Origin of the sequence: Paenibacillus sp. ov031 (assembly GCF_900143165.1) — a bacterium.
Taxonomy (GTDB): domain Bacteria; phylum Bacillota; class Bacilli; order Paenibacillales; family Paenibacillaceae; genus Paenibacillus; species Paenibacillus marchantiae.
In genome coordinates this window covers 251,829-274,281 of sequence record NZ_FRDO01000007.1, presented here as the reverse complement: position 1 = coordinate 274,281, position 22,453 = coordinate 251,829, and the positions used below count along the sequence as shown (strand labels likewise).

At 48.5% G+C, this 22,453-nt stretch carries 21 protein-coding genes; 20 read left to right on the top strand and 1 reads right to left on the bottom strand.

The window, feature by feature from the left end; translation table 11 throughout:
• Positions 1–162: 162 nt before the first annotated feature.
• From dapF to spoVM, 18 genes are all read left to right on the top strand, one after another.
• Positions 163–996, top strand: a complete 834-nt coding sequence (dapF, locus tag BUA17_RS25020) for a diaminopimelate epimerase (RefSeq protein ID WP_072735353.1) — start codon at positions 163–165, stop codon at positions 994–996.
• 176 nt (positions 997–1,172) lie between these two features.
• Positions 1,173–3,062, top strand: coding sequence for a bifunctional homocysteine S-methyltransferase/methylenetetrahydrofolate reductase (locus tag BUA17_RS25015; protein ID WP_064636607.1), 1,890 nt, complete (start codon positions 1,173–1,175; stop codon positions 3,060–3,062).
• A 19-nt stretch (positions 3,063–3,081) separates the two neighbouring features.
• The gene (locus BUA17_RS25010; protein WP_064636609.1) at positions 3,082–3,981 is read left to right on the top strand and encodes a YicC/YloC family endoribonuclease; all 900 of its coding nucleotides are present in this window, start codon (positions 3,082–3,084) and stop codon (positions 3,979–3,981) included.
• Positions 3,982–4,032: 51 nt separating this feature from the next.
• Positions 4,033–4,293 (top strand): extracellular matrix/biofilm regulator RemA, encoded by a 261-nt coding sequence (locus tag BUA17_RS25005; RefSeq protein ID WP_006209218.1) that lies wholly within the window; start codon positions 4,033–4,035, stop codon positions 4,291–4,293.
• Between the two features lie 13 nt (positions 4,294–4,306).
• Complete coding sequence (gene gmk, locus BUA17_RS25000; RefSeq protein ID WP_024631121.1) at positions 4,307–4,879, top strand: guanylate kinase; 573 nt, start codon at positions 4,307–4,309, stop codon at positions 4,877–4,879.
• A gap of 154 nt (positions 4,880–5,033) precedes the next feature.
• Positions 5,034–5,249, top strand: coding sequence for a DNA-directed RNA polymerase subunit omega (gene rpoZ / locus BUA17_RS24995; RefSeq protein ID WP_024631120.1), 216 nt, complete (start codon positions 5,034–5,036; stop codon positions 5,247–5,249).
• A 120-nt stretch (positions 5,250–5,369) separates the two neighbouring features.
• Entirely contained in the window at positions 5,370–6,605 is a 1,236-nt protein-coding gene (coaBC, locus tag BUA17_RS24990; RefSeq protein WP_072735352.1) for a bifunctional phosphopantothenoylcysteine decarboxylase/phosphopantothenate--cysteine ligase CoaBC, read from the top strand.
• A gap of 1 nt (position 6,606) precedes the next feature.
• Positions 6,607–9,156, top strand: a complete 2,550-nt coding sequence (gene priA / locus BUA17_RS24985) for a primosomal protein N' (protein ID WP_072735351.1) — start codon at positions 6,607–6,609, stop codon at positions 9,154–9,156.
• Between the two features lie 181 nt (positions 9,157–9,337).
• Positions 9,338–9,826 carry a peptide deformylase gene (gene def, locus BUA17_RS24980; protein WP_024631117.1) on the top strand — a complete coding sequence of 163 codons (489 nt, stop codon included), beginning with the start codon at positions 9,338–9,340 and terminating at the stop codon, positions 9,824–9,826.
• A 12-nt stretch (positions 9,827–9,838) separates the two neighbouring features.
• Positions 9,839–10,792 (top strand): methionyl-tRNA formyltransferase, encoded by a 954-nt coding sequence (gene fmt / locus BUA17_RS24975; RefSeq protein WP_063565603.1) that lies wholly within the window; start codon positions 9,839–9,841, stop codon positions 10,790–10,792.
• Positions 10,789–12,309 (top strand): 16S rRNA (cytosine(967)-C(5))-methyltransferase RsmB, encoded by a 1,521-nt coding sequence (rsmB, locus tag BUA17_RS24970; RefSeq protein WP_072735350.1) that lies wholly within the window; start codon positions 10,789–10,791, stop codon positions 12,307–12,309. Before fmt ends, rsmB begins: the two co-directional genes overlap by 4 nt.
• A gap of 230 nt (positions 12,310–12,539) precedes the next feature.
• A complete protein-coding gene (gene rlmN, locus BUA17_RS24965; protein WP_063565754.1) occupies positions 12,540–13,580 on the top strand; it encodes a dual-specificity RNA methyltransferase RlmN in 1,041 nt (346 codons plus the stop codon).
• 7 nt (positions 13,581–13,587) lie between these two features.
• Positions 13,588–14,364 carry a Stp1/IreP family PP2C-type Ser/Thr phosphatase gene (locus BUA17_RS24960; protein WP_064636613.1) on the top strand — a complete coding sequence of 259 codons (777 nt, stop codon included), beginning with the start codon at positions 13,588–13,590 and terminating at the stop codon, positions 14,362–14,364.
• On the top strand, positions 14,361–16,571 hold the full coding sequence (gene pknB, locus BUA17_RS24955; protein ID WP_072735349.1) for a Stk1 family PASTA domain-containing Ser/Thr kinase: 2,211 nt from the start codon (positions 14,361–14,363) through the stop codon (positions 16,569–16,571). Before BUA17_RS24960 ends, pknB begins: the two co-directional genes overlap by 4 nt.
• A 62-nt stretch (positions 16,572–16,633) precedes the next feature.
• The gene (gene rsgA / locus BUA17_RS24950) at positions 16,634–17,551 is read left to right on the top strand and encodes a ribosome small subunit-dependent GTPase A (RefSeq protein WP_072735348.1); all 918 of its coding nucleotides are present in this window, start codon (positions 16,634–16,636) and stop codon (positions 17,549–17,551) included.
• A gap of 1 nt (position 17,552) precedes the next feature.
• Positions 17,553–18,212, top strand: a complete 660-nt coding sequence (gene rpe / locus BUA17_RS24945; protein WP_053784310.1) for a ribulose-phosphate 3-epimerase — start codon at positions 17,553–17,555, stop codon at positions 18,210–18,212.
• A 2-nt stretch (positions 18,213–18,214) separates the two neighbouring features.
• Positions 18,215–18,466 carry a hypothetical protein gene (locus BUA17_RS24940; protein WP_063565607.1) on the top strand — a complete coding sequence of 84 codons (252 nt, stop codon included), beginning with the start codon at positions 18,215–18,217 and terminating at the stop codon, positions 18,464–18,466.
• 167 nt (positions 18,467–18,633) lie between these two features.
• Positions 18,634–18,714 carry a stage V sporulation protein SpoVM gene (gene spoVM, locus BUA17_RS24935; protein ID WP_019424875.1) on the top strand — a complete coding sequence of 27 codons (81 nt, stop codon included), beginning with the start codon at positions 18,634–18,636 and terminating at the stop codon, positions 18,712–18,714.
• Positions 18,715–18,910: 196 nt separating this feature from the next.
• Here the strand turns inward: spoVM and rpmB are convergent, their stop codons facing one another.
• Positions 18,911–19,099: a 50S ribosomal protein L28 gene (rpmB, locus tag BUA17_RS24925; protein ID WP_024631107.1), complete on the bottom strand. Its 189-nt coding sequence runs from the start codon at positions 19,097–19,099 to the stop codon at positions 18,911–18,913.
• Between the two features lie 643 nt (positions 19,100–19,742).
• Between rpmB and BUA17_RS24920 the strand changes: the two genes are divergently transcribed.
• Together BUA17_RS24920 and BUA17_RS24915 are read left to right on the top strand one after the other, a co-directional pair.
• Entirely contained in the window at positions 19,743–21,551 is a 1,809-nt protein-coding gene (locus tag BUA17_RS24920) for a DAK2 domain-containing protein (RefSeq protein ID WP_072735347.1), read from the top strand.
• Positions 21,552–21,579: 28 nt separating this feature from the next.
• Positions 21,580–22,443, top strand: a complete 864-nt coding sequence (locus BUA17_RS24915; protein WP_072735346.1) for a DegV family protein — start codon at positions 21,580–21,582, stop codon at positions 22,441–22,443.
• Positions 22,444–22,453: the final 10 nt, after the last annotated feature.

Below are 22,453 nucleotides of genomic sequence, written 5' to 3'. Positions count from 1 at the left end.
TTTTCGTTATGCTATCCTCAAAATGATTCGAGGCGAGATTCCTCGGCATTTTGCAGGATAGCTTTTTTTATTGGGAATGTTGGATATGAATATCCAGGGTATCCTGTAGAGAAGCAAGAATAACGCTTTGGCAGCAGACTGCCAAAAGGAGTGGGCAAGGTTATGGAATTTACAAAAATGCACGGACTCGGCAACGATTTTATTGTTGTGTTTGGAGAACAACAGCTTCCGGCTGATGCAGCAGAATTGGCTGTAAAATGGTGCAATCGTTTCTTCGGTATCGGTGCGGATGGCCTGGTTTATATACTGCCTTCAGAGAAGGCGGATTTTCAGATGCGCATCATGAACTCGGACGGCTCGGAAGCAGAGCAATGTGGCAATGCCATACGCTGTGTATCCAAATATGTATATGATCATGGTCATGTGACCCAAGAACAGATTACGATTGAAACCATTGGCGCGGGTGTACAACCAGTAAGCTTGAACATTCGTGATGGTAAAGTGCAAACCGTTCGTGTGGATATGGGAGAGCCTATCCTGAATGGACTTCAGGTTCCAACGACCGTGGATGCCAATCCGGTGGTGGATCATTCCATCGAAGTAAATGGACAGGATTTCAAATTTACGGCCGTCTCCATGGGTAATCCTCATGCAGTCATCTATGTGGATGATGCTGTGAATTTCGATCTATCGACATGGGGGCCACTACTTGAGGTTCATCCCATGTTCCCGAAAAAAATCAATGTAGAGTTCGCAACGGTTCGCGATCGCGGCTATGTGGACATGCGTGTGTGGGAACGCGGTGCTGGACCAACACTTGCCTGTGGAACCGGAGCTTGCGCAACACTGGTATCATCCGTTCTGAACGGACATACGGATCGCACAGCGGTGATCAGCCTCAAGGGTGGCGATCTTCATATTGAGTGGAACGAAGCCGACAACCACGTGTACATGACTGGACCTGCTGAAGTTGTTTTCAAGGGAGTCACTTCGTAAAGAATACGTTTAAATGAGGAGGCCTTAGGGCCTCTTTTTTTGCAGTTATATGAATTCCTACTAGTCCAGAGGGTTATAGAAACTGAATTTCACGAAAAACCTGTGTTTTTCTTCGTTTTCAGATGTTTTTTGTGTTACATTAGTATGAAATGATCAGTCAGGCGGGGGGAAAAGGGATGAAGGCGGATTTACGCAGTGTAATGCAGGAACGGGTCCTCATAGGGGATGGGGCGATGGGAACTTTCCTGTATCAGATGGGATTCCCGGTAGGGATTTCTTATGAAGAGTTGAACTTGATATCACCTGAAGTGGTGGCAGATGTGCATCGTCGTTACCGCGATGCAGGTACGGAAATTCATGAAACCAATACGTACTCTGCCAATTACGATAAGTTGTCCAAGTTTGGTCTGGAGTCCAAGGTCGAGGATGTCAACCGTGCCGGTGTACGTATCGCCAAAGAAGTAGCTGGCGCAAACGGTTATGTTCTGGGCGCGGTTGGCTCCATTCGTGGAGGAAAGCGGACCAACGTATCAACAAGTGAATTGAAGCGTTTCTATCAGCAACAGATTTTTGCACTGCTCGAAGAAGGAGTGGACGGCATTCTGCTCGAAACCTTCTATGATATCGAGGAAATGGATATCGCCCTTCTACAGGCGCGCAAGCTGAGTGATCTCCCGGTAATTGGACAGTTCGCTGTTGAGGATGTAGGGCATACACTGGATGGATATACGATGCCAGAAGCTTTCCGAATCATGCGTGAACAAGGGGCTGACGTCATTGGTTTCAACTGCCGTTCCGGTCCAAACGGAATTATGCGGGCGATGGAGACGGTGTCAGGCCGTATCGGTGTCCCAATGTCTGTTTACCCGAATGCGGGTGCAGCGGATTACGTCGATGGTCAGTTCCGTTATGGAGCGTCACCGGAATACTTCGGACAGACGGCAGTGCAATTCGCTGATCTGGGCGCACGTATCATCGGAGGCTGCTGTGGTACAACACCTGATCATATCGCCGCAATCGCCCAGGCTCTTGTTGAATACACACCTGTTCCAATACTGGAACCTGATCCATCCGAGTCGAAACCGCGTATTATCCTGCATGAAAATGTAGATGAACGGTCTGGACGGGGTGGGCAGCCTACGATTGTGGATCTAGTCAAACAACGTCATACGGTCATCGTCGAACTTGACCCACCACGTGATCTCGACATTGCGAAGTTTATGAAAGGTGCCGAGACATTGAAAGCAGCAGGTGCAGATGCGTTAACATTGGCTGATAATTCCCTAGCGGTTACCCGGATGAGTAATATGGCTCTCGGCCATCTTGTTCAGGACCGTACAGGATTGCGCCCACTGGTGCATATTGCATGTCGTGACCGGAATCTGATCGGGACACAATCGCACATGATGGGATTTGATGCTCTAGGCATTAATCATGTACTCGCTGTAACAGGTGACCCTGCACGATTTGGAGACTTGCCCGGATCAAGCTCGGTATACGATCTGACTTCTTTTGAAATTATACGTATGATCAAGCAGTTGAACGATGGAGTATCCTTCTCCGGTAAACCGCTCAAGCAGAAGGCAGGCTTTGTTATCGGTGCCGCATTCAACCCGAATGTGAAACATCTGGATAAGGCTGTACAGCGGCTTGAGAAAAAGATTGCTTCCGGAGCCGATTATATTATGACGCAGCCGATATACGATCCTGAACTAATCGTAGCCATGCATGAAGCGACCAAGCATCTGGATGTGCCGATCTTTGTAGGGGTAATGCCGTTAGCCAGCGGCCGAAATGCAGAATATCTGCATAATGAGGTTCCGGGTATTCAGCTGTCGGATGAAGTGCGTTCCCGGATGGCTGGTCTCGAAGGTGAAGAAGGTCGAGCAATGGGTGTGAAGATCGCCAAGGAGCTTCTGGATGTAGCAACAAAACATTTCAAAGGAATCTATTTAATGACTCCATTTATGTTCTATAGTATGACGGCCGAACTGACCCAATATGTGTGGGAGAAGTCGGAGCATCAATGTCCTACTTGTTTCAACCCTAATAATCAATTACAATAGTGTAACGGATGTGATGCCGATGTCATTCAGTATGACCGGATACGGTCAATCCGCCTTTCATTTTGGAGGCTATAAGGTACAATTGGAAATCAAGTCTGTCAACCATCGTTATTGCGAAGTGATGATGCGTCTCCCGAGAGAGTGGACGTGTTATGAAGACGGATTGAGGAAAAAGGTACAGAGCCGCTTAAAACGTGGGCGGATTGATGTTTATGTAATGAAAGAAAAAGATGAAGACCAGGCTCTTCCCGCTGTTCTGAATGAGCAGGCGGTCAGGGCCTATCTTCAGGCCGCAGAGCAATTGGAAAGCCGCTATGGTATGCAGGGCAAACCGAGTATTATGGATATGCTGGCACTTCCAGATGTCATGGTTCATTCGGATGGGACGAGTTCGCTTCCGGAAGAGCAGAAGGACGAATGGGAGCGTGTCCTGCAGCAGGGGTTGGAAGAGGCTTTATCCGGTCTGGAGCAGATGCGCGCCCGCGAGGGTCTTCATCTGGCCAGTGATCTGGAACGACGTGTCAGTCGTCTGGAATCACTGCATACCGAGATGCTTGCTCTTGCGCCGACTGTGGTGAGTGATCATCGCAACAAGTTAAGACAAAGGCTTACGGAAATGCAGGAAGAAGGCTCTTTCCCTTTTGACGAGCATAAATTAGGTATGGAAATTGCTATGTTTGCCGATCGTTCTAACATAGAGGAAGAGCTTACGCGTCTACAGAGTCACTTTGGACAGAGCAGGGAACTGCTGAAAAGTGATGAGCCAGTAGGCCGCAAGTTGGACTTTCTTATTCAGGAGATGAATAGGGAAGTCAATACGATTGGATCAAAAGCCAACCATTTGGCTCTGGTGAACCGTGTTGTCGAGATGAAGGCGGAACTGGAGAAAATTCGTGAGCAAGCGGCGAATATCGAATGAACGGTCATATTTCGGCAAAAGAGTCGCATGTATAGGGGGAAGAACCTGATTATGGCAATCAAACTCATTAACATTGGATTCGGTAACATCGTATCGGCGAACCGGATTATATCCATCGTGAGTCCGGAATCGGCGCCGATCAAGAGAATTATACAAGAGGCAAGAGACCGTCATATGCTGATAGACGCAACATACGGAAGACGTACTCGTGCCGTAATTATTACGGATAGCGATCATGTCATTCTGTCTGCGGTTCAGCCAGAAACGGTCGCCCATCGTCTTTCTTCGAAAGATGATGACAACGACGAATAAAATGGAGTGTAATATGTCTAAGGGATTACTGGTAGTGTTGTCCGGCCCATCTGGGGTCGGGAAGGGTACAGTATGCAGCGCTTTGCGCAAACGGGTGCCGGAATTGATTTATTCTGTATCGGCAACGACTCGTCAGCCACGTCTGGGTGAGGAACACGGCGTCAATTATTTCTTCAGAAGCCATGAAGAATTCCTGAACATGATTGCTGAAGATCAATTGTTGGAACACGCAGAATATGTAGGAAACTATTACGGAACACCGCGTGATTTTGTGGAGAAAACGATTAACGAAGGCCGGGACATCATTCTTGAGATTGAAGTTCAAGGCGCGTTGAAAGTGAAAGAAAAGTTCCCGGAAGGGATCTTTGTATTTCTGTTGCCTCCTTCATTGGACGAGCTTAAAGATCGCATTCAGGGCCGTGGTACGGAAAGTCAGGCGACGATTGATCACCGGATGTCCGTCGCGGTAGATGAGATCAGTCTGCTGGAGCAGTACGATTACGCTGTCGTTAATGATGAAATTGATTTGGCGTGTAAACGAATAGAAAGCATCATTATCGCCGAACATTGTAAGATCAATAAATAATCCATTTGCCGCCGCAAAATGCGATAATCAGTGGAGCTGCTGTCATAGGATATATGAGAGTAGCACCAGTCTGGTTAGCGTATCCAGCGGTGCACCATGATTCCGTCAGGCGGCGAATTGTGATTATACTAATGCAAAGAGGTGTTTTGTAAATATGCTGTATCCTTCTATTGATGAAATGATGAACAAAGTCGACAGCAAGTATTCCCTTGTTGTTGCCGCTTCCCGCCGGGCAAGACAGCTTCGTGAAGGTGAGAAAACGGATTTGAGAAATGCCAGATCCCATAAACAGGTTGGCGTTGCACTTGAAGAAATTTATGGTGATCTGCTCGTTGTCATCAAAGGACAGGACGAAGAGGAAGAAGAGTAAGCCGCCTGCGGCTGCTCTTCAACTGCATACGGCGCAAGCCGGATTTATTTGACAACCGCGAGGTTGTTATTTTTTTCTCTATTCATCCTTATAAAGGTCGTATATATCGGGGGGATAACCATGTTGAACGGTAAAAAAATCGTGCTTGGTGTGACTGGCGGCATAGCCGCATACAAGGCGGCTACATTATGCAGCAGGCTGGTGCAAAAAGGAGCGGACGTTCATGTCATTATGACGAATTCCGCGAAACAGTTTATTACCGAATTAACGCTGCAAACCTTGACCCGAAATGTAGTATATAGTGATACATTTGATGAACGGGAGCCTTCGGTCGTCTCGCATATTCATCTGGCTGATATGGCCGATCTTGTGTTGGTTGCTCCGGCAACAGCCAATGTGATTGCCAAAATGGCACATGGGATGGCAGATGATATGCTCTCAACAACCTTGCTTGCAACCACTGCTCCGGTGATGATTGCGCCAGCGATGAATGTACATATGTATGATCATCCGGCGGTACAGCATAATATGTGCCTGTTAACCGAGCGCGGAACCATGATGATTGAACCGGGTGAAGGTCAACTGGCATGTGGGTATGTGGGTAAAGGACGGTTGGAAGAACCAGAGACGATTGTCGATGTGGTGGAACGTTTTTTTGAACAGCAGGAATCTGTTAAACGGGAACGTAATGAACAGCTTTCTTTGTTGAGCGGGAAGAAGGTTGTGGTCACTGCAGGAGGTACCATAGAACGCATTGATCCTGTAAGGTACATTACCAATGATTCCTCAGGAAAAATGGGTTTTGCCATTGCAGCGGCAGCGCGTGATCTGGGGGCAGATGTGACTTTGGTTATGGGGAATACCCAGGTTCAGCCACCGGCGAATGTACAGGTGATCCCGGTGCAGTCAGCGCAGGATATGTATGATGCGGTAGCAAGCCAATGGGATAATGCAGATATCGTGGTTAAGGCCGCAGCTGTTGCGGATTATCGCCCCAAGGAAGTGTACACAGAGAAAATCAAGAAGAAAGGCGATACATTATCGCTTGAACTTATTAAAAATATAGATATTCTTGAAACGCTGGGTAAGCAGAAGAGCCATCAATTTTTGATTGGTTTTGCTGCGGAAACAAATTCATTAGAAATGTATGCACGTGAGAAACTGGAACGGAAAAACTGTGATCTGATCGTAGCCAATGATGTCACCCAGGCGGGTGCCGGATTTGGAACAGATACCAACGCGGTGCACATCTATGACCGTGAAGGTTTGGTGGAAGAGCTTCAGGTGGTGGCCAAGGAAGAGGTGGCTCGCCGGTTGCTTTCGATTGCGGCGGAGCGCATTGCCGGGAGGAATTAATATGGAGATCGCCAAGGTTATTGTCGATGTTCCTGTGAAGGAAACGGACCGGCCGTTTGATTATTTGGTGCCGGAATCCATGCGTGAATGGATTGAGATTGGCAGCAGGGTAGGTGTACCTTTTGGTCATCGGACGGTGCAGGGTTTCGTGATTGATCTGGTACCTCGCACGGGTACGGAGAAATTCAAACTCAAACCGATTCAGGAATTGCTGGATATCGTTCCGCCGTTGTCAGAAGATTTGGTTGAATTGGCCGAATGGATGAGTGAACGTTATGCCAGCAACCGCATTTTGTCTTTACAGGTGATGGTACCGACTGCGCTGAAAGGGAAAGCAGAACGGTATATCTCCCTTGGAGATGCGCTGGATGGACAAATGGCAGGTTCGGCGTCAGGCGAAGAAGTTCTTTTTGTGTGGGGAGAAGAGTCGACTTCAGAAAAGGTGCAGCAAGACATTATTCGTTTTGTGAAGAGTCGTGGGCAGGTTCCCTTACAACAACTGAGTCGTAAATACCCCAATCATGCTGTGCTGATCAAGAAGTTATTACTCAGTGGTGTCCTGCTGGAAAGCCAGGCAATTAAGGACAAGCTGAATAAAAAAACGATGAAATCCATTGACCTTGCTGTGGATGTAGCGGCTGCGGAAGAGGCATTGAATTCATTCCCGGCAAAGGCACAACGACAGAAGGAAGTTTTGGCTTTCTTGCTGGAAATGAAAGAACTGTTGCCGATGGCGATGAAAGAATTGCTGTCCACACTTCAGGTATCAGCGGCTACAGTCAAAGGTCTGGAGGAGAAAGGGCTGGTTGTAACGGAGGACGTCGAAGTCTTTCGTGACCCCTATCAAGGCCGTAAGTTCCGTGCGACCGAGCCATTGAATCTGACCGAAGAGCAGCAGCATGTCTATAACAATATTAATGGTCGATTGCAGGAAAGGCGCCATGGCGTCTTTTTGCTTCATGGTGTAACAGGCAGTGGTAAGACGGAAGTATACCTCCAGACCATTCAGCGCTGTATTGAACAGGATCGACAGGCAATTGTGCTTGTACCTGAGATTGCATTGACACCGCAGATGGTTGAGCGTTTTAAAGGACGTTTTGGTGATCAGGTTGCTGTGATGCATAGTCGTCTGTCTGGTGGAGAGCGTTATGATGAGTGGCGCAAAATTCGGGAAGGTCAGGTGAAAGTTGCCATTGGCGCCCGTTCAGCAGTCTTTGCTCCGTTTAGTCGTCTTGGTCTGATCATTATGGACGAGGAGCACGAGACTTCATATAAACAGGAAGAAACCCCGAAATATCATGCCCGTGATGTAGCGGTAAAAAGAGCACAGCAGCATCAGGCGGTCGTTGTCCTGGGTTCAGCGACACCTTCGCTGGAAAGTTACTATGCTGCCCGTTCACAGAGCAATGATGATTTTGCACCACTTTTGTTGGAGATGCCTACCCGCGCACTTGGTAATAAGCTGCCGGAGGTACGGATTGTTGATATGCGCGAAGAGTTGAAGGACGGAAATCGCTCGATGTTCAGCCGCGCCTTGCACAAAGGATTGGAAGAGCGGTTGGAACGCGGGGAACAGACCGTGCTTCTGCTGAATCGACGTGGCTATTCCACCTTTGTGATGTGTCGCAGTTGTGGATACGTTGCAGGCTGTCCCGAGTGTGATATTTCATTAACCTATCATCAGCGCTCCAATAATCTTCGTTGTCACTATTGTGGATATGCGGAAGCAGCACCAGAAGTGTGCCCGGATTGCGGAAGTGAGCATATTCGATATTTCGGTACAGGTACGCAGCGGGTAGAGGAAGAATTGGCGAAGCTGTTCCCGGGTATTCGCGTCATTCGGATGGACGTGGATACAACGAGCGAAAAAGGTTCGCATGAGAAGTTGTTGAAGCAGTTTCGTGAGAAAAAGGCAGACGTATTGTTGGGTACCCAGATGGTTGCCAAAGGGCTTGATTTTCCTGATGTCACCTTGGTTGGAGTCATCACAGCAGACTCGGCACTTAATTTGCCAGATTTTCGGGCTGCCGAAAAAACATTTCAGCTGCTCACCCAGGTGGCGGGCCGTGCAGGTCGACATCAACTGCCGGGCGAGGTGTTCGTTCAGTCCTATACACCAGAGCACTATTCGATTGGGCATGCGAGCCAGCATGACTATGTTTCGTTTGTCCGGGAGGAATTATTGCATCGGCGCAATTTGCAGTACCCGCCTTACTGTCGCCTGATTTTGGTGACCTTCTCACATGAGCAGCTTCCGGTACTGATCCGGCTGGCTGAGAACTACACACGAATACTGAAAGAAAAGGCAAATGCTGCTGGCTGGTTAGGCAGTTTGGATCGTTTCAGCAACGATGCCTTTGACGTGCTTGGCCCGGTAGCCTCACCAATTCCTCGGATCAAGAATAGATACAGATTCCAATGTATGATAAAATGGCGGGGGGATGTCGACGCCATTGGACTGGCGCTCGCGACGGCCCGGCGCATGGACGACGATGTTCAGGCGCAAAAACTGCAAATTAGTCTGGATGTAGACCCGCAAATGTTAATGTGAGCATTTGTATTAAAATGCGGATGTAAACAAGCGGTATAAACATAGATTAAAAACAACATGAATGATGGCTCGATCTTAAAATCAGTTTTTGATACCTGCTACATAGCAGAAAATCAGTACTATTTTTGAAATGAGCCTGATGTCCTGAAATTATGATGAGGATTAGGAAGGTGCTTACAACATGTCGATTCGTATTATCGTGAAAGAACCGGATGAGGTACTACACAAAAGAGCTAAAGAAGTAACTAAAGTTACACCTAATGTACAGAAACTGCTGGATGATATGGCAGATACAATGTATGACGCTGAAGGCGTAGGTCTGGCTGCACCACAGGTTGGTATTTTGAAACGGCTTATTGTGATCGATTGCGGAGATGAGCAGGGGCTGATCAAGATGATCAATCCGGAGATTATTTCGAGTGAGGGAGAGCAATTTGGACCCGAAGGCTGCTTGAGTATCCCTGGCATTAACGGTGATGTGCGTCGTTTTGAGACGGTTACAGTCAAAGGGCTGGACCGCGAAGGCAAGGAACTGATTATTACGGGCAGCGGGCTGTTGTCACGCGCATTCCAACATGAGATTGACCATTTGGATGGCGTGCTCTTTACGGATATTGCTGAAAAAGTGTACGAAATTGCAGCCGATCAAACTGGGCCGCGTCGTAACTAAGGAGTGATCGATTTGAATATTGTTTTTATGGGAACGCCTGAATTTGCAGTTCCATCTCTCGATATGCTTATTGCCGAGGGATATAACGTGGTTGGGGTAGTGACACAGCCGGATAAACCACAGGGACGTAAAAAGGTGCTTACACCAACACCAGTCAAGGCTGCGGCAGAACGCCACGGCCTGCCTGTATTTCAACCAGTGAAACTGCGTGCTCCAGAAGCTGTAGCCCGATTGGCTGAATGGAAACCGGATCTGATTGTGACTGCGGCTTTTGGGCAGATTCTGCCCAAGGCTGTGCTGGATATGCCTGTTCGTGGTTGTGTGAACGTGCATGGCTCTCTTTTGCCAAAATATCGCGGTGGTGCCCCGATTCAACGTTCCATTATTAATGGAGAGCCAGTGACGGGAGTTACGCTGATGTTTATGGCGGAAGGCTTGGATACGGGAGATATGATCTCACGTGTGGAAGTGGCGATTACGGATGAAGATACATCAGGATCCATGTTTGTAAAGCTCAGCGAAGCGGGTTCCAAATTGCTTCAGGAAGAAATGCCGCGGCTGGTTGCTGGCGAAACAACGGCTGTCCCACAGGATGAAGCCGAGGCTTCGTATGCACGTAATCTGACTCGGGATGACGAGAAGATGGACTGGAATCGCACGTCGCGTGAATTGTTCAATCAGATTCGCGGTCTTGTGCCGTTCTCGGGTGCATTTACGATGTGGGATGATCAGGTCTTCAAGGTCTGGGCAGCAGCAAATCCGAAGCAGGCGGATGTACTCTCGTCTTCGGATGCTGGACAAGCTGAGCCGGGAACGGTGTTACAATTGGGCAAAAACGGGATTGAAGTTCGCACAGGTGACGGTTCTCTCTGGCTTACTGAGGTTCAGCCCGCGGGCAAAAAAGTAATGCAAGCTGCTGACTTTGCCCGTGGTGGTACCCTGAAACCAGGAACGGTGCTGCAATGAGCGGAAATACACCGGGCCGTCCATCAGGAAATAGTCATAAAGTCGCAGGAGATGCATCCGGGCGCGGAGGAAACCAACGTCGTCCAAGCACAGGAAAACCGGGTCGTGCAGGAAATTCATCTGCATCCCCATCTTCGGCAAATGGTGCCTCGCGTTCCGAACGGCCCAAAACATCTGCTCGTGCACTCGCCGTAAAGGTACTGAGCGCCGTTGAGCAAGAAGGAGCTTACAGCAACCTTGAGCTGAACCGGCGTCTGAAAGAGGCCGAGCTAAGTCCGGCAGATGCCGGACTGGCTACAGAATTAGTCTATGGTACGATCGCGAGACGGAATACCCTTGATTATTATCTGGAACGCTATGTAGCCAAAGGTGTATCCAAGCTGCAACCTTGGGTTCGCAGCCTGCTGCGCATCAGCGTGTACCAGATGTTATATCTGGACCGTATTCCAGAACACGCGGTAGTGAGTGAAGCCGTCAATTTGGCTAAGAAATTGGGTCATCAGGGCATCTCCGGTATGGTGAATGGCGTTCTGCGGAACATGATTCGCAATCGTGATGAGCTGCGCATCCCTGAACATCTGCCCGCTGCTGAACGTATCTCACTGGAACATTCTCACCCGCTGTGGATGGTCGAACGCTGGATCAGTCAATATGGCGAAGAGACAGCGGAAGCGATCTGTCGTGCAAATAATGAACCGCCTGCGGTTAGTGTTCGTGTGAACACGACAATGACTACACGTGAGAAACTGATGCAAGAGATGGTGAGCACGGGTGCGATCGTGGAACCTTCCCGACTTAGTCCAGACGGTATTCTCGTTCGCAGTGGTGGCAACATGGCTCTTACGTCCTGGTATCGGGATGGCTTGCTGTCCGTTCAAGATGAAAGTTCCATGCTTGTAGCCGAGGCAGTTGGGCCTGAAGAAGGTCAGACTGTATTGGACTGTTGTGCAGCTCCCGGCGGAAAGACAGCCCATATGGCTGAGAAAATGCAGGACCGTGGACGGATTGTGGCCAATGATGTACATGCTCACAAACGTCAGTTGATCATGGATCAGGCAGATCGTCTGGGACTCAGCTGCATTGATGCTGTGACAGGTGATGCGCTTGATCTGGATGCGCGTTATCCGGAGGCATCATTTGACCGTATTCTGCTGGATGCGCCATGTTCCGGTCTAGGTGTTATTCGCCGCAAGCCGGATGTCAAATGGACCAAAACTGTGGAAGATATCCACGATATCTCCAATCTGCAACGTGAACTGTTGGATCGGGTTGCACCGCTATTAAAGCCAGGTGGTATTCTGGTGTATAGTACGTGTACAATCGAGCCTGCGGAGAACGAGCATAGAGTTGCTGACTTTTTGGACCGGCATCCGGAATACAAGGCGGCTGAAGAGTCTGCCTGGTCTGGTCTGGAAACAGCCGAGTGGAAGGTTGTGAACGGTGGCGTGCAGATCCTGCCACAGTACGCTCACAGTGACGGATTTTTCATTGCCAGGTTGACAAGGATAGCGGATTAACAGTTTAATAGAGCACTGAAGGATAGCCGCCGAGGGGAACTTCGGCGGATTTCTTTGTGATTAGCCTCAAGGTTTAACATCAGTAAAAAGTGATGATAGGGTGCGATGCAGGCACTGAGGTGTTATAATGCATGAAGTACAGGCATCAAGGGTATACATGGATGTAAAGTGGTCTTTGTGATAGAATAGGAAGAATGAAAAGAAAAGAAGGAATAGGTGTTGACAACAAAATGAAACCTTTTATATATGATTATTCCCTGGAGGAGCTGCAACAGTGGGCTGTTGAGAACGGGGAGCCGGCTTTTCGCGGTGGTCAGATCTTCGACTGGATTTATGTGAAACGTGTGAATGATTTCAGTGAAATGACGAACCTGTCCAAAGCGCTGCGTGAAAAGCTGACTGAACAATTTGAATTCGTTACACTTACTGAAATTACGAAATTTGAATCCAAGGATGGAACGGTGAAATTCCTGTTCGGTCTGCATGATGATCATGCGATCGAAACAGTTATCATGAAGCACAACTATGGTAACAGCATCTGTGTAACAACACAGGTTGGCTGCCGGATTGGCTGCACGTTCTGTGCATCCACGCTGGGCGGACTGAAACGTAACCTTACGGCTGGGGAAATTGTCGCTCAGGTTGTGCAAGCCCAGAAAATTTTGGACGAACGCGGTGAGCGGGTCAGCAGCATCGTAATCATGGGTTCAGGTGAACCTTTTGAGAACTATGAAGCAACAATGACGTTCCTGCGTATCATGATTCACGAAAAAGGGCTGAATATCGGTCAGCGCCATATCACGGTGTCCACAAGTGGAATCGTACCGAACATTTACAAGTTTGCAGATGAAGATACACAGATTAACCTGGCGATCTCCATCCATGCGCCTAATGATGCATTGCGTTCCAAATTGATGCCGGTAAACCGCCGTTTTCCTTTTGAGGATGTAATGGAGTCGTTGCGTTATTACTTGGCGAAAACGGGTCGCAGAATTACGTTTGAGTACGCACTTATCGGTGGTGTGAATGATCAGCCGGAACATGCGGCAGAACTGGCAAGCGTGCTTAAGAACATGCTGTGCCACGTGAACCTGATTCCGGTCAACCATGTACCTGAGCGCAAGTACGTAAGAACATCCAGAAGCGATATTTTTAATTTTCAGAAGATTCTCTCGGAGCAGGGTGTTAATGTAACCATTCGTCGTGAACAGGGACATGATATTGCTGCCGCTTGCGGTCAGCTTCGTGCAAAGCATATGGAGTTGAGGTGAGAACGTTTTGATCAAAACAGTTCATGTGAGCCATATCGGACGGGTGCGTTCGGTGAATGAAGATTCAGCCTGGATTCGAAATCTCGATACAGGTTATATTCTGGGTATTGTTGCCGATGGTATGGGCGGACATCTTGCAGGAGATACTGCGAGCCGCCTGGCGGTAGAGACGTTGGTGCAGGATCTGGGAACGCTTGAGCCGGGTCTTTCACATGCGTCTTTGTCAGCCGCATTGAGCGATGCTATTTTGCATGCCAACGAAGTGATCTTCCGTACTGCCTCCTCGGATGATAATTACCACAACATGGGGACTACCGTGGTTGCGGCATTATTGAATGATACGGAAGGTGTTATTGGTCACATCGGTGACAGCAGAGCATACAAAATTGCAAACAAGAATGTCATCCAGTTGACCGAGGACCATACACTGGTCAATGAATTGTTCAAAAATGGTCAGATCAGCAAAGAAGATGTCTCTCATCATCCGCGTCGCAATGTGCTGACACGTGCACTTGGGACAGACGCGGAAGTGAAGGTGGATCTGGATACCGTCAAATTGGAAGAAGGCGAAGTTCTTCTCCTGTGCAGTGACGGGCTTAGTAATCTGGTCAGCAATGAGCAGATCATTCAGGTCGCAGGTAATCTGGAACTGGCATTGGAAGATCGTGCGGATCGCTTGCTTCAGCTGGCTTTGCTTGCTGGAGGAGATGACAATATCACGGTGGCATTATTCGAACTGCAAAAGGAAGGTTCCGTGATATCGGAAACGGGGTGTGAGTCATGATTGGGCACCAGCTAGGCGGACGCTATGAAGTGATCGAGCGTGTCGGCGGTGGCGGCATGGCTCTTGTGTATAAGGCCCAGGACCTGTTGCTCAACCGGAACGTTGCCATCAAAGTGTTACGGCAGCAATTTGTTCATGACGAAGAGTTTATCCGCCGTTTCCGCAGAGAAGCACAATCAGCAGCTTCGCTGTCACATCCTAACGTAGTTAGTGTTTATGATGTAGGGCAGGAAGATGACGTTCATTATATTGTCATGGAATATGTTGAAGGCAAAAACCTGAATGAAATTATTAAAGAACGGGCGCCTCTGCAGGTGGACGAGGCCGTTCGAATCGCCTCCCAGATTGCAGATGCTCTCGATCATGCACATCATAATCAGATCATTCATCGGGATATCAAACCCCATAATATATTGATTGGTCGTAATGGCCGTGTGAAAGTAACGGATTTCGGGATTGCCCGTGCGGTTACGTCCACAACGATTACTCAGACCGGCTCAGTGGTCGGTTCCGTACATTACTTCTCACCTGAGCATGCCAAAGGCATCGTGACTGGCGAGAAGTCGGACTTATATTCTCTTGGTATAGTACTCTATCAAATGCTGACTGGGCAGCTTCCGTTCCTGGGAGAGAGTCCAATTAGCGTTGCTTTGAAGCATTTGCAGGAAGAGTTTGATGAACCGCGCAAATTCAATCCGCTTATCCCGCAAAGCGTGGAGAACGTTATTCTGAAATCCATGCGCAAAAATCCGCAGGAGCGTTACCAATCCGCTAAAGAAATGCAGACGGATCTGGAAACCTGCCTGATGCCGGAAAGACGTAATGAAACGAAGATTAATTTTCCGGATGAGGATGATATCGATCAGACCCGTGTTATGCCGGCGATCAAGCCGGAGCCGCGTGGAGTTACATCCACAGGTGCTATACCCGTGATGGAGTCTGACCAAGATAACAACAATGGCAAACCCAAAACAAAGAACTGGAAGAAGCCAGCGCTGCTGATCTCGTTGACCGTGCTTATTCTTATCGCGATGGTTGGAGTTGTGTGGTACGTGAAAGGCATGCTTGTTGTGCCAGATGTGAAGGTGCCCAATGTTGTGAGTCAGACCGAAGAAAAGGCACGTCAAATGTTGCAAGACAACGGGCTTGTTGTCAGTGATAATGTCATACGGGAGTACAAGGAAGGCGTTGATCCGGGTATTGTGTTCGATCAGAGCAGGAATGAAGGCGATATCGTCAAAGAAGGCTCTGAGGTCCAGCTGAGTGTTGGGGCGGAAAAAGAACTGACCAAAATGATCAGCGTCGAAGGCAATACCTATGATGAGGCTGTCAAGAAGTTGATCGCTCTTGGCATCAACGGGGATCAGATCAAACGCAAGGATGATTTCTCGAATGACATTGCATCCGGGAATGTGATCTCCCAGACCCCTGGATTCAATGAAGAATTTGATCCTGAAGCGACAGAAATTGTTCTAACCGTTAGCAAAGGCTCCGAAACGATAAAAATGCCGGATTTGAAAAACCATACTCGAAGTGAGGCGGAGAGTATGCTCAAATCCGCCGGCTTAATCCTTGCTCAAGTTCAGGAAGAGTCGAGCTACACTGTAGATAAAGGCAAAGTGACACAGCAATGGCCTGTGGAAGCCGGTGCAGACGTGAATCCTGGTGACAAAATTACCATTTTCATTAGTACTGGATATCCGCCAGAGGCATTGAACTACGCCTATAACATTAACGTTTCGCCAAAAGAAATAGGAAAGAGCAGCAAAATTCGAATTACTTTCGAAGATGCTCGTGGCAAAAGTCAAGAATGGGGGACCCGGACAATCAAGTCTGCTCAAACGCTGACAATTCCGCTTATTCTGGCACCAAACGTCGACGGTGTTGTCTCTGTCTACCGAGATGGCCAATTCTTGGATACGTATCTGGTGTCCTATAGTGATGCCAAAAACGGAACGGTAGTTATGCCTACCATTGAGCCTGAGAAGGGTGCAGACCCCCCTCCAACAACGGAGGAGCCTGAACAAGGCGGTGGTGGTGATGATGAAGGCACCGTGGATACGAATCAGGAAGGTGAACCGGATACACCTGTTGAGGGTGAAGGGGAAAATGGCGAGGCAGATACTTCTGCGATGAAGAACGGAAATGGTCTCGCCAAGGGAAAAGATAAGAAAAAGGAAGTCGTTAACGCATCAAGCCGTCCATAAGGGCGGCTTATTGCCGACGTTCAGGGTAAATGTACTGTAAATTAAAGGAGGGCGACGGAGCTATGCCAGAAGGTATCATCGTTAAAGCGCTAAGCGGTTACTATTATGTCATGCCACTGGAAGACAGCGGGGTGCCTTCGGTTGAAGGCTCCGCCGTTCAATGCCGGGCCAGAGGTATCTTCAGAAAACGGGGTACTTCACCACTTGTGGGTGACCGAGTCAGCTATATGCTGACAGAGAACGGAGAAGGAACAGTAGATGAGATTCGCAAACGTGAAACGGAGTTAATTCGTCCACCTGTTGCCAATGTAAGTCTGGCTGTTCTGTTATTTTCCGTTAAGGAACCGGACATGAATCTCAATCTGTTGGACAAATTCCTGGTACATATCGAACAAGCTGGACTGGATGCACTGATTGTGCTCACGAAGCAGGACCTGGCTGATCCAGAAAACGATGCCCGTGATACAGTGGCTGAAGTAAAAGCTATGTATGAGCGAATTGGATATGAAGTTATCTCTACCAGTTCACGAACCGGTGAAGGCAATGAACTGCTCAAGGAGCGCCTTGCCGGCAAGATTAGCGTATTCTCCGGGCAATCCGGTGTAGGTAAATCTTCGATGCTGAATGCCTTGATGCCAGGTCTAACTCTGGAGACCAGTGCAATCAGCATGCGCCTTGGCCGAGGGAAACACACCACCAGGCACGTGGAGCTCATACCGCTGGATAATGGTGGCTTTGTCGCCGATACGCCGGGATTCAGCCAACTGGACTTCCTGGAGATTGGTGTGGAGGAGTTATCCACTTGCTTCCGGGAGTTCGCTCAATATGCCGATCAGTGTAAGTTCCGAGGCTGCACCCATACGCACGAACCAGGTTGCCGGGTGCTTGCAGCCAAGGCGGAGGGAATGATTTCCGAAAGCCGTTATAAGCATTACGAACAATTCCTTACAGAAATGAAAGACAAAAAGCGGAGGTATTAATATGATTAAAATTGCCCCATCTATTTTATCTGCGGATTTTGCCCGTCTCGGCGCGGAAGTGGCGGAAGCCCAAGCTGCTGGCGGAGACTGGATTCATGTTGATGTCATGGACGGTCATTTCGTCCCTAATATTACGCTTGGACCTGCGATTGTAAAAGCGATCGCTCCACATACAAGCTTGCCGCTTGATGTGCATTTGATGATTGAGAACCCAGAGCGTTATGTTGAGGAATTTGCAAAAGCTGGCGCGGCGGTCATTACGGTTCATGCTGAGGCTTGTGTGCATCTGCACCGGGTTATTCATCTGATTAAGGAACAGGGAGTTAAAGCAGGGGTTGCCCTTAATCCGGGAACTCCGGCGAGTGCTATTCAGGAAGTGCTGGACGATGTGGATATGGTGCTTGTCATGACCGTAAATCCAGGTTTTGGTGGACAGGCTTTCATCTCTGGCACCATGAACAAAATCAAGCAAATTCGTAGCTGGTTGAACGAAAAAGGACGTCATGACGTGCATATTGAAGTGGATGGCGGTATTGCTGCCGACACGGCTCCGCTTGTAGTTGAAGCTGGAGCGGATGTGCTCGTTGCGGGAAGTGCTGTATTTGGACGTGAAGATCGCGCTGCCGCGATTGCCGAAATTCGCAGTAGTTACGGAGGCTGAGCATGAACCTCAAGGAGACGCTGTGGACAATGGCTGCGAGTCTCGTTACGGGACTGGTGCTTGCTATGTTTGCGGTTATTCAATCCCCATACAATGCGATTACGTCATTGATCGGGGTTGGTGTTGTCATTATGTACTTCCGCAAATTTGACCGTACAGGACTTCGGGTTACTTTTGTGATTTTCAGCATACTGTATTACTTATTGAGTGTATTCATGATCGCTGCTTATCAATATATCCCTACTCAAACCTAAATGACCTGATAACCAGGCTCGTCATTGTGGAATAGGGACAAAGGGTTCCGCATAAATATGGTTACATGAGCAGGTTTCTCATGTAGCCTTTTTTGTCGTGTTTAAGGCAAAGAAGGCCTGGAGCATAGGATACGGCGGATGCATGAGCATGATGGGGAGGGTGAAGTATGAAATTTTACACATTCAAACTGCCGAAGTTTTTGGGAGGGTTTGTAAAAGCGATTCTTAATACGTTTCAAAAGAACTGACATGATTAAAAGGTTCCATTGGCGAATACCGCCGCTTTGGCTTCAGGATCATCTGGAATTCGGACCTGCGAAGCGCCATGCGGCGGACATTCACATGCTGATGTGTGTATTCATGATTTTATTTCTGAATACCAAAAAAGCACCTGCAAGGAACAAGGTGCTTTTTGCTTACCCGATTTATAGTAGCTTTGCGTGATTATACGCGAGTCACTTTACCGGCTTTCAGTGCACGGGTGCTTACGTATACACGTTTTGGTTTACCGTTCACGAGAATGCGGACCTTCTGAACGTTTACGCCCCAAGAACGACGGTTACGGTTGTTAGCGTGGGATACGTGGTTACCGGTGCCCGGTTTCTTACCTGTCACATAACATTTGCGAGACATAGATTACACCTCCTATCCTAAAATAACCAGTTGCCCTAAGGAGACACGAATGCCATTCCAGACGGGCTAAATTGTTCTTCCTGACCACAATGGTCAGGTTCCAGTAGCTAATGGCGTTGTTCAAGCCGGCATAGCCGGATCATTTCCATTACTAAACCTGCATAAAACAATACTTGAATATAATATCATATTGAAAAAAGCTTCGTCAACTGATCCAAAAACTTTATTTATTTCTCCTGTCTAATATAGTACAATGTTGAATAGTCCATAATACAGCGTTGAACAGGCTGTTGCCGCGGGAAGCCGGAGAAAAAACCGGCCTTAAAGGGTCGGTGGTCTGCTTTTTTGGCAACGCTGTGAGCTGCGGCATTCCATCATTGGCACCAGTCTCCATGCGGCATTCATGCCGGCTCTTGATACCGGTGCATATCCGTATGCCCCGAATTAGGGGTAACAGAGCAATTGCAGGATATCGGTTGCCCGGCCGCCCAGACCGTTAATCCGGCTGACATTATGTATTATTATGCCTGTGCCGGACAAGGTATGGACGAAGAATAACGCGATAAGCGTTTGCGCATGAACAGACCAGATAACATCTTGGTGCAAGATGTTCGTGTATCAAGCTAGGAAGGGGAATTCTCACTTGAGTATACGTTCTTTAAATGGAACAGATTTCACCGCAATGGTACTTGCCGGAGCGGAACAACTTGGACAGCATGCAGAGCACGTCAATTCCCTGAATGTTTTCCCTGTGCCGGATGGTGACACGGGAACGAACATGAATTTGACAATGAGTGCAGGAGTCGCAGAGATTAAACGCAAGAGTTCTGCCTCCATCGGAGAAGCTGCCGGTATTTTATCAAAAGGCCTGCTTATGGGCGCACGGGGGAATTCCGGAGTAATATTATCGCAATTGTTCCGCGGATTCAGTCGTTCAGCTGCTCCTTATGAGGAACTGAATACACTCCAGTTCGCCGCAGCCCTGCAGAACGGTGTGGACGCAGCTTATAAAGCCGTAGTGAAACCCGTTGAAGGGACCATTCTTACCGTAGCCAAGGAAGCGGCGAAACATGCCAGCTACTACGCAAGACGGACGAATGATATAACTGAATTAATGAATGAAGTATTGTTAAAAGCAAAAGAAGCACTGGCAATGACTCCGGAATTGCTGCCTGTATTGAAACAGGTCGGTGTTGTGGATTCAGGAGGTCAGGGGCTTGTATATATTTACGAAGGCTTTATGGACGTTCTGTTGCAAACGGACGGAGCAAGTCGTACATCCTTCCAGAGAGACGTACAACCAACCGTAGCGGCATCTGCATTGAAACCGGCTGCACCGTCAGAATTGGTTTCTGCGAAGCCTGCACAGCAGGTAATCGTACCGGAGATGCCAATGTCTGCCCAAGCGCGACTGGAAACGGAAGATATTGAGTTCCTGTATGACATGGAGTTCTTTATTAACCGCGAGCTTGGAGAGAACGCAGGTGTTGCATTTGATGACGAAGCATTCCGGAAAGCGTTGTCAGTTAACGGGGATTCCATCATTATTATTGCTGACGATGAAGTGATTAAGGTTCACGTGCATTCCAAGACACCTGGGGATGTATTAAACCTGGCTCTCCGTTATGGCGAAATCACACAAATTCATATTCTCAATATGCGTGAGCAGCATCGTGATCTGCTGACAGCAGGCATGGACATTGCGCCTTCGCCTGAGCTGTTCGCAGAGATTCCGCCTGAAGCGGCGCGTAGCGTGGAAAAAGCCGTGCTCCCAGCAGATGAGATGGCACCATATGGTTTCATCGCGGTATCTTCCGGTGACGGCATTGCAGAGATTTTCCAGAGTCTTGGCGTGGATGTTGTTCTGTCTGGTGGACAGACGATGAATCCGAGCACTGAAGATTTTGTGAAAGCGGTGCGTTCGATCGCGGCAGAACAGGTATTTATTTTGCCGAACAACTCCAATATTGTACTTGCTGCCGAGCAGGCTAGGGAGTTGCTTGAAGATGAGCGTCGAATTATTGTGATTCCGAGCAAGACGATCCCTCAGGGTATGGCAGCGGCTTTTGCTTTCCAGGAGGATGAGTCTGCAGATACCAACCGTGACCATATGCTTGAGGCGATTAGCCGGGTACAGTCCGGTCAAGTGACTCATGCGGTCAGAGATACACAATATGATGAGCTTGATATCAAAGCGGGACACTACATCGGTATCCATAATTCCAAGATCGTTGCAACGGACGAAAGCATGCTGCACGCATGTGAAGGTCTGCTGCAACAGATGATGGAGAGCGGAGATGAAGTGGTGACCATCCTTGAAGGGGACGAGGCTACCCCTGAGATTACCGCTGCGCTTGTCACATGGCTTGAAGAACAATATCCTGATGCTGAGGTAGAGGTGCATCTTGGAGGACAGCCGGTTTATTATTATTTGTTCTCTGTAGAGTCCTGAAGCACTTAAGCAAAGAGGAGGGGATCTGATGAGCCACAAGGTTGCGATCGTAACCGATAGCACGGCAGATATACCGGAAGAACTGATCCGTAAATACGGGATTCATGTTGTTCCGCTGCGTGTTTTGTTCGGGGAAGAAGCTTATGCAGACGGCGTTGATCTGACTTCGGAACAGTTCTATGCAAAATTGGAGAAGGTATCTGTGCTGCCTACAACCTCACAGCCTTCTCCCACCGATTTTATGAATATCTATAACTCGCTGTTGGATGAGAACCCGGAACGGCCCATTGTATCGATTCATTTGTCTTCCGGCATGAGTGGTACCTATCAATCGGCACTGCTCGGCAAATCGTTGCTGGAACGTGAGGGCGATATAACGGTACTGGATTCGAAGTCTGCATCCTATGGATATGGTTTATTGGTCGTACAGGCTGCCGAGCTTGCCGAACAAGGCAAATCCGCTGCGGAGATCACTGCGGCTGTAGCAGCCATGCAGAAGAGCCGCAAGCTGTTCTTTCTCGTAGATACATTGGAGTATTTGCAGAAAGGCGGCCGGATTGGCAAAGCTGCGGCCATCTTGGGAACATTGCTGAATATTAAACCGATCTTGTCCATTGATGAGGAAGGCGTTATTTACGCAGTGGAGAAAGTCAGAGGTCACAAAAAAGCCATGGCACGCATTATTGAGCTGTTTCAGCAGGATCTGGCGGGTCAACGTGTTAATCTGGCGGTAGGTCATACCGCAGACCCCGGATCAGCGATCGCTTGTGCAGAGCAATTACGTGGACATTTTACACTGAATGAAGTGGTGTATACCAATATTGGAGCTGTCGTTGGCAGCCATGTTGGGCCTGGCGTAATTGCCATCTTTATGTGGCCTGTTCCGGAATGAGGGATTAGAC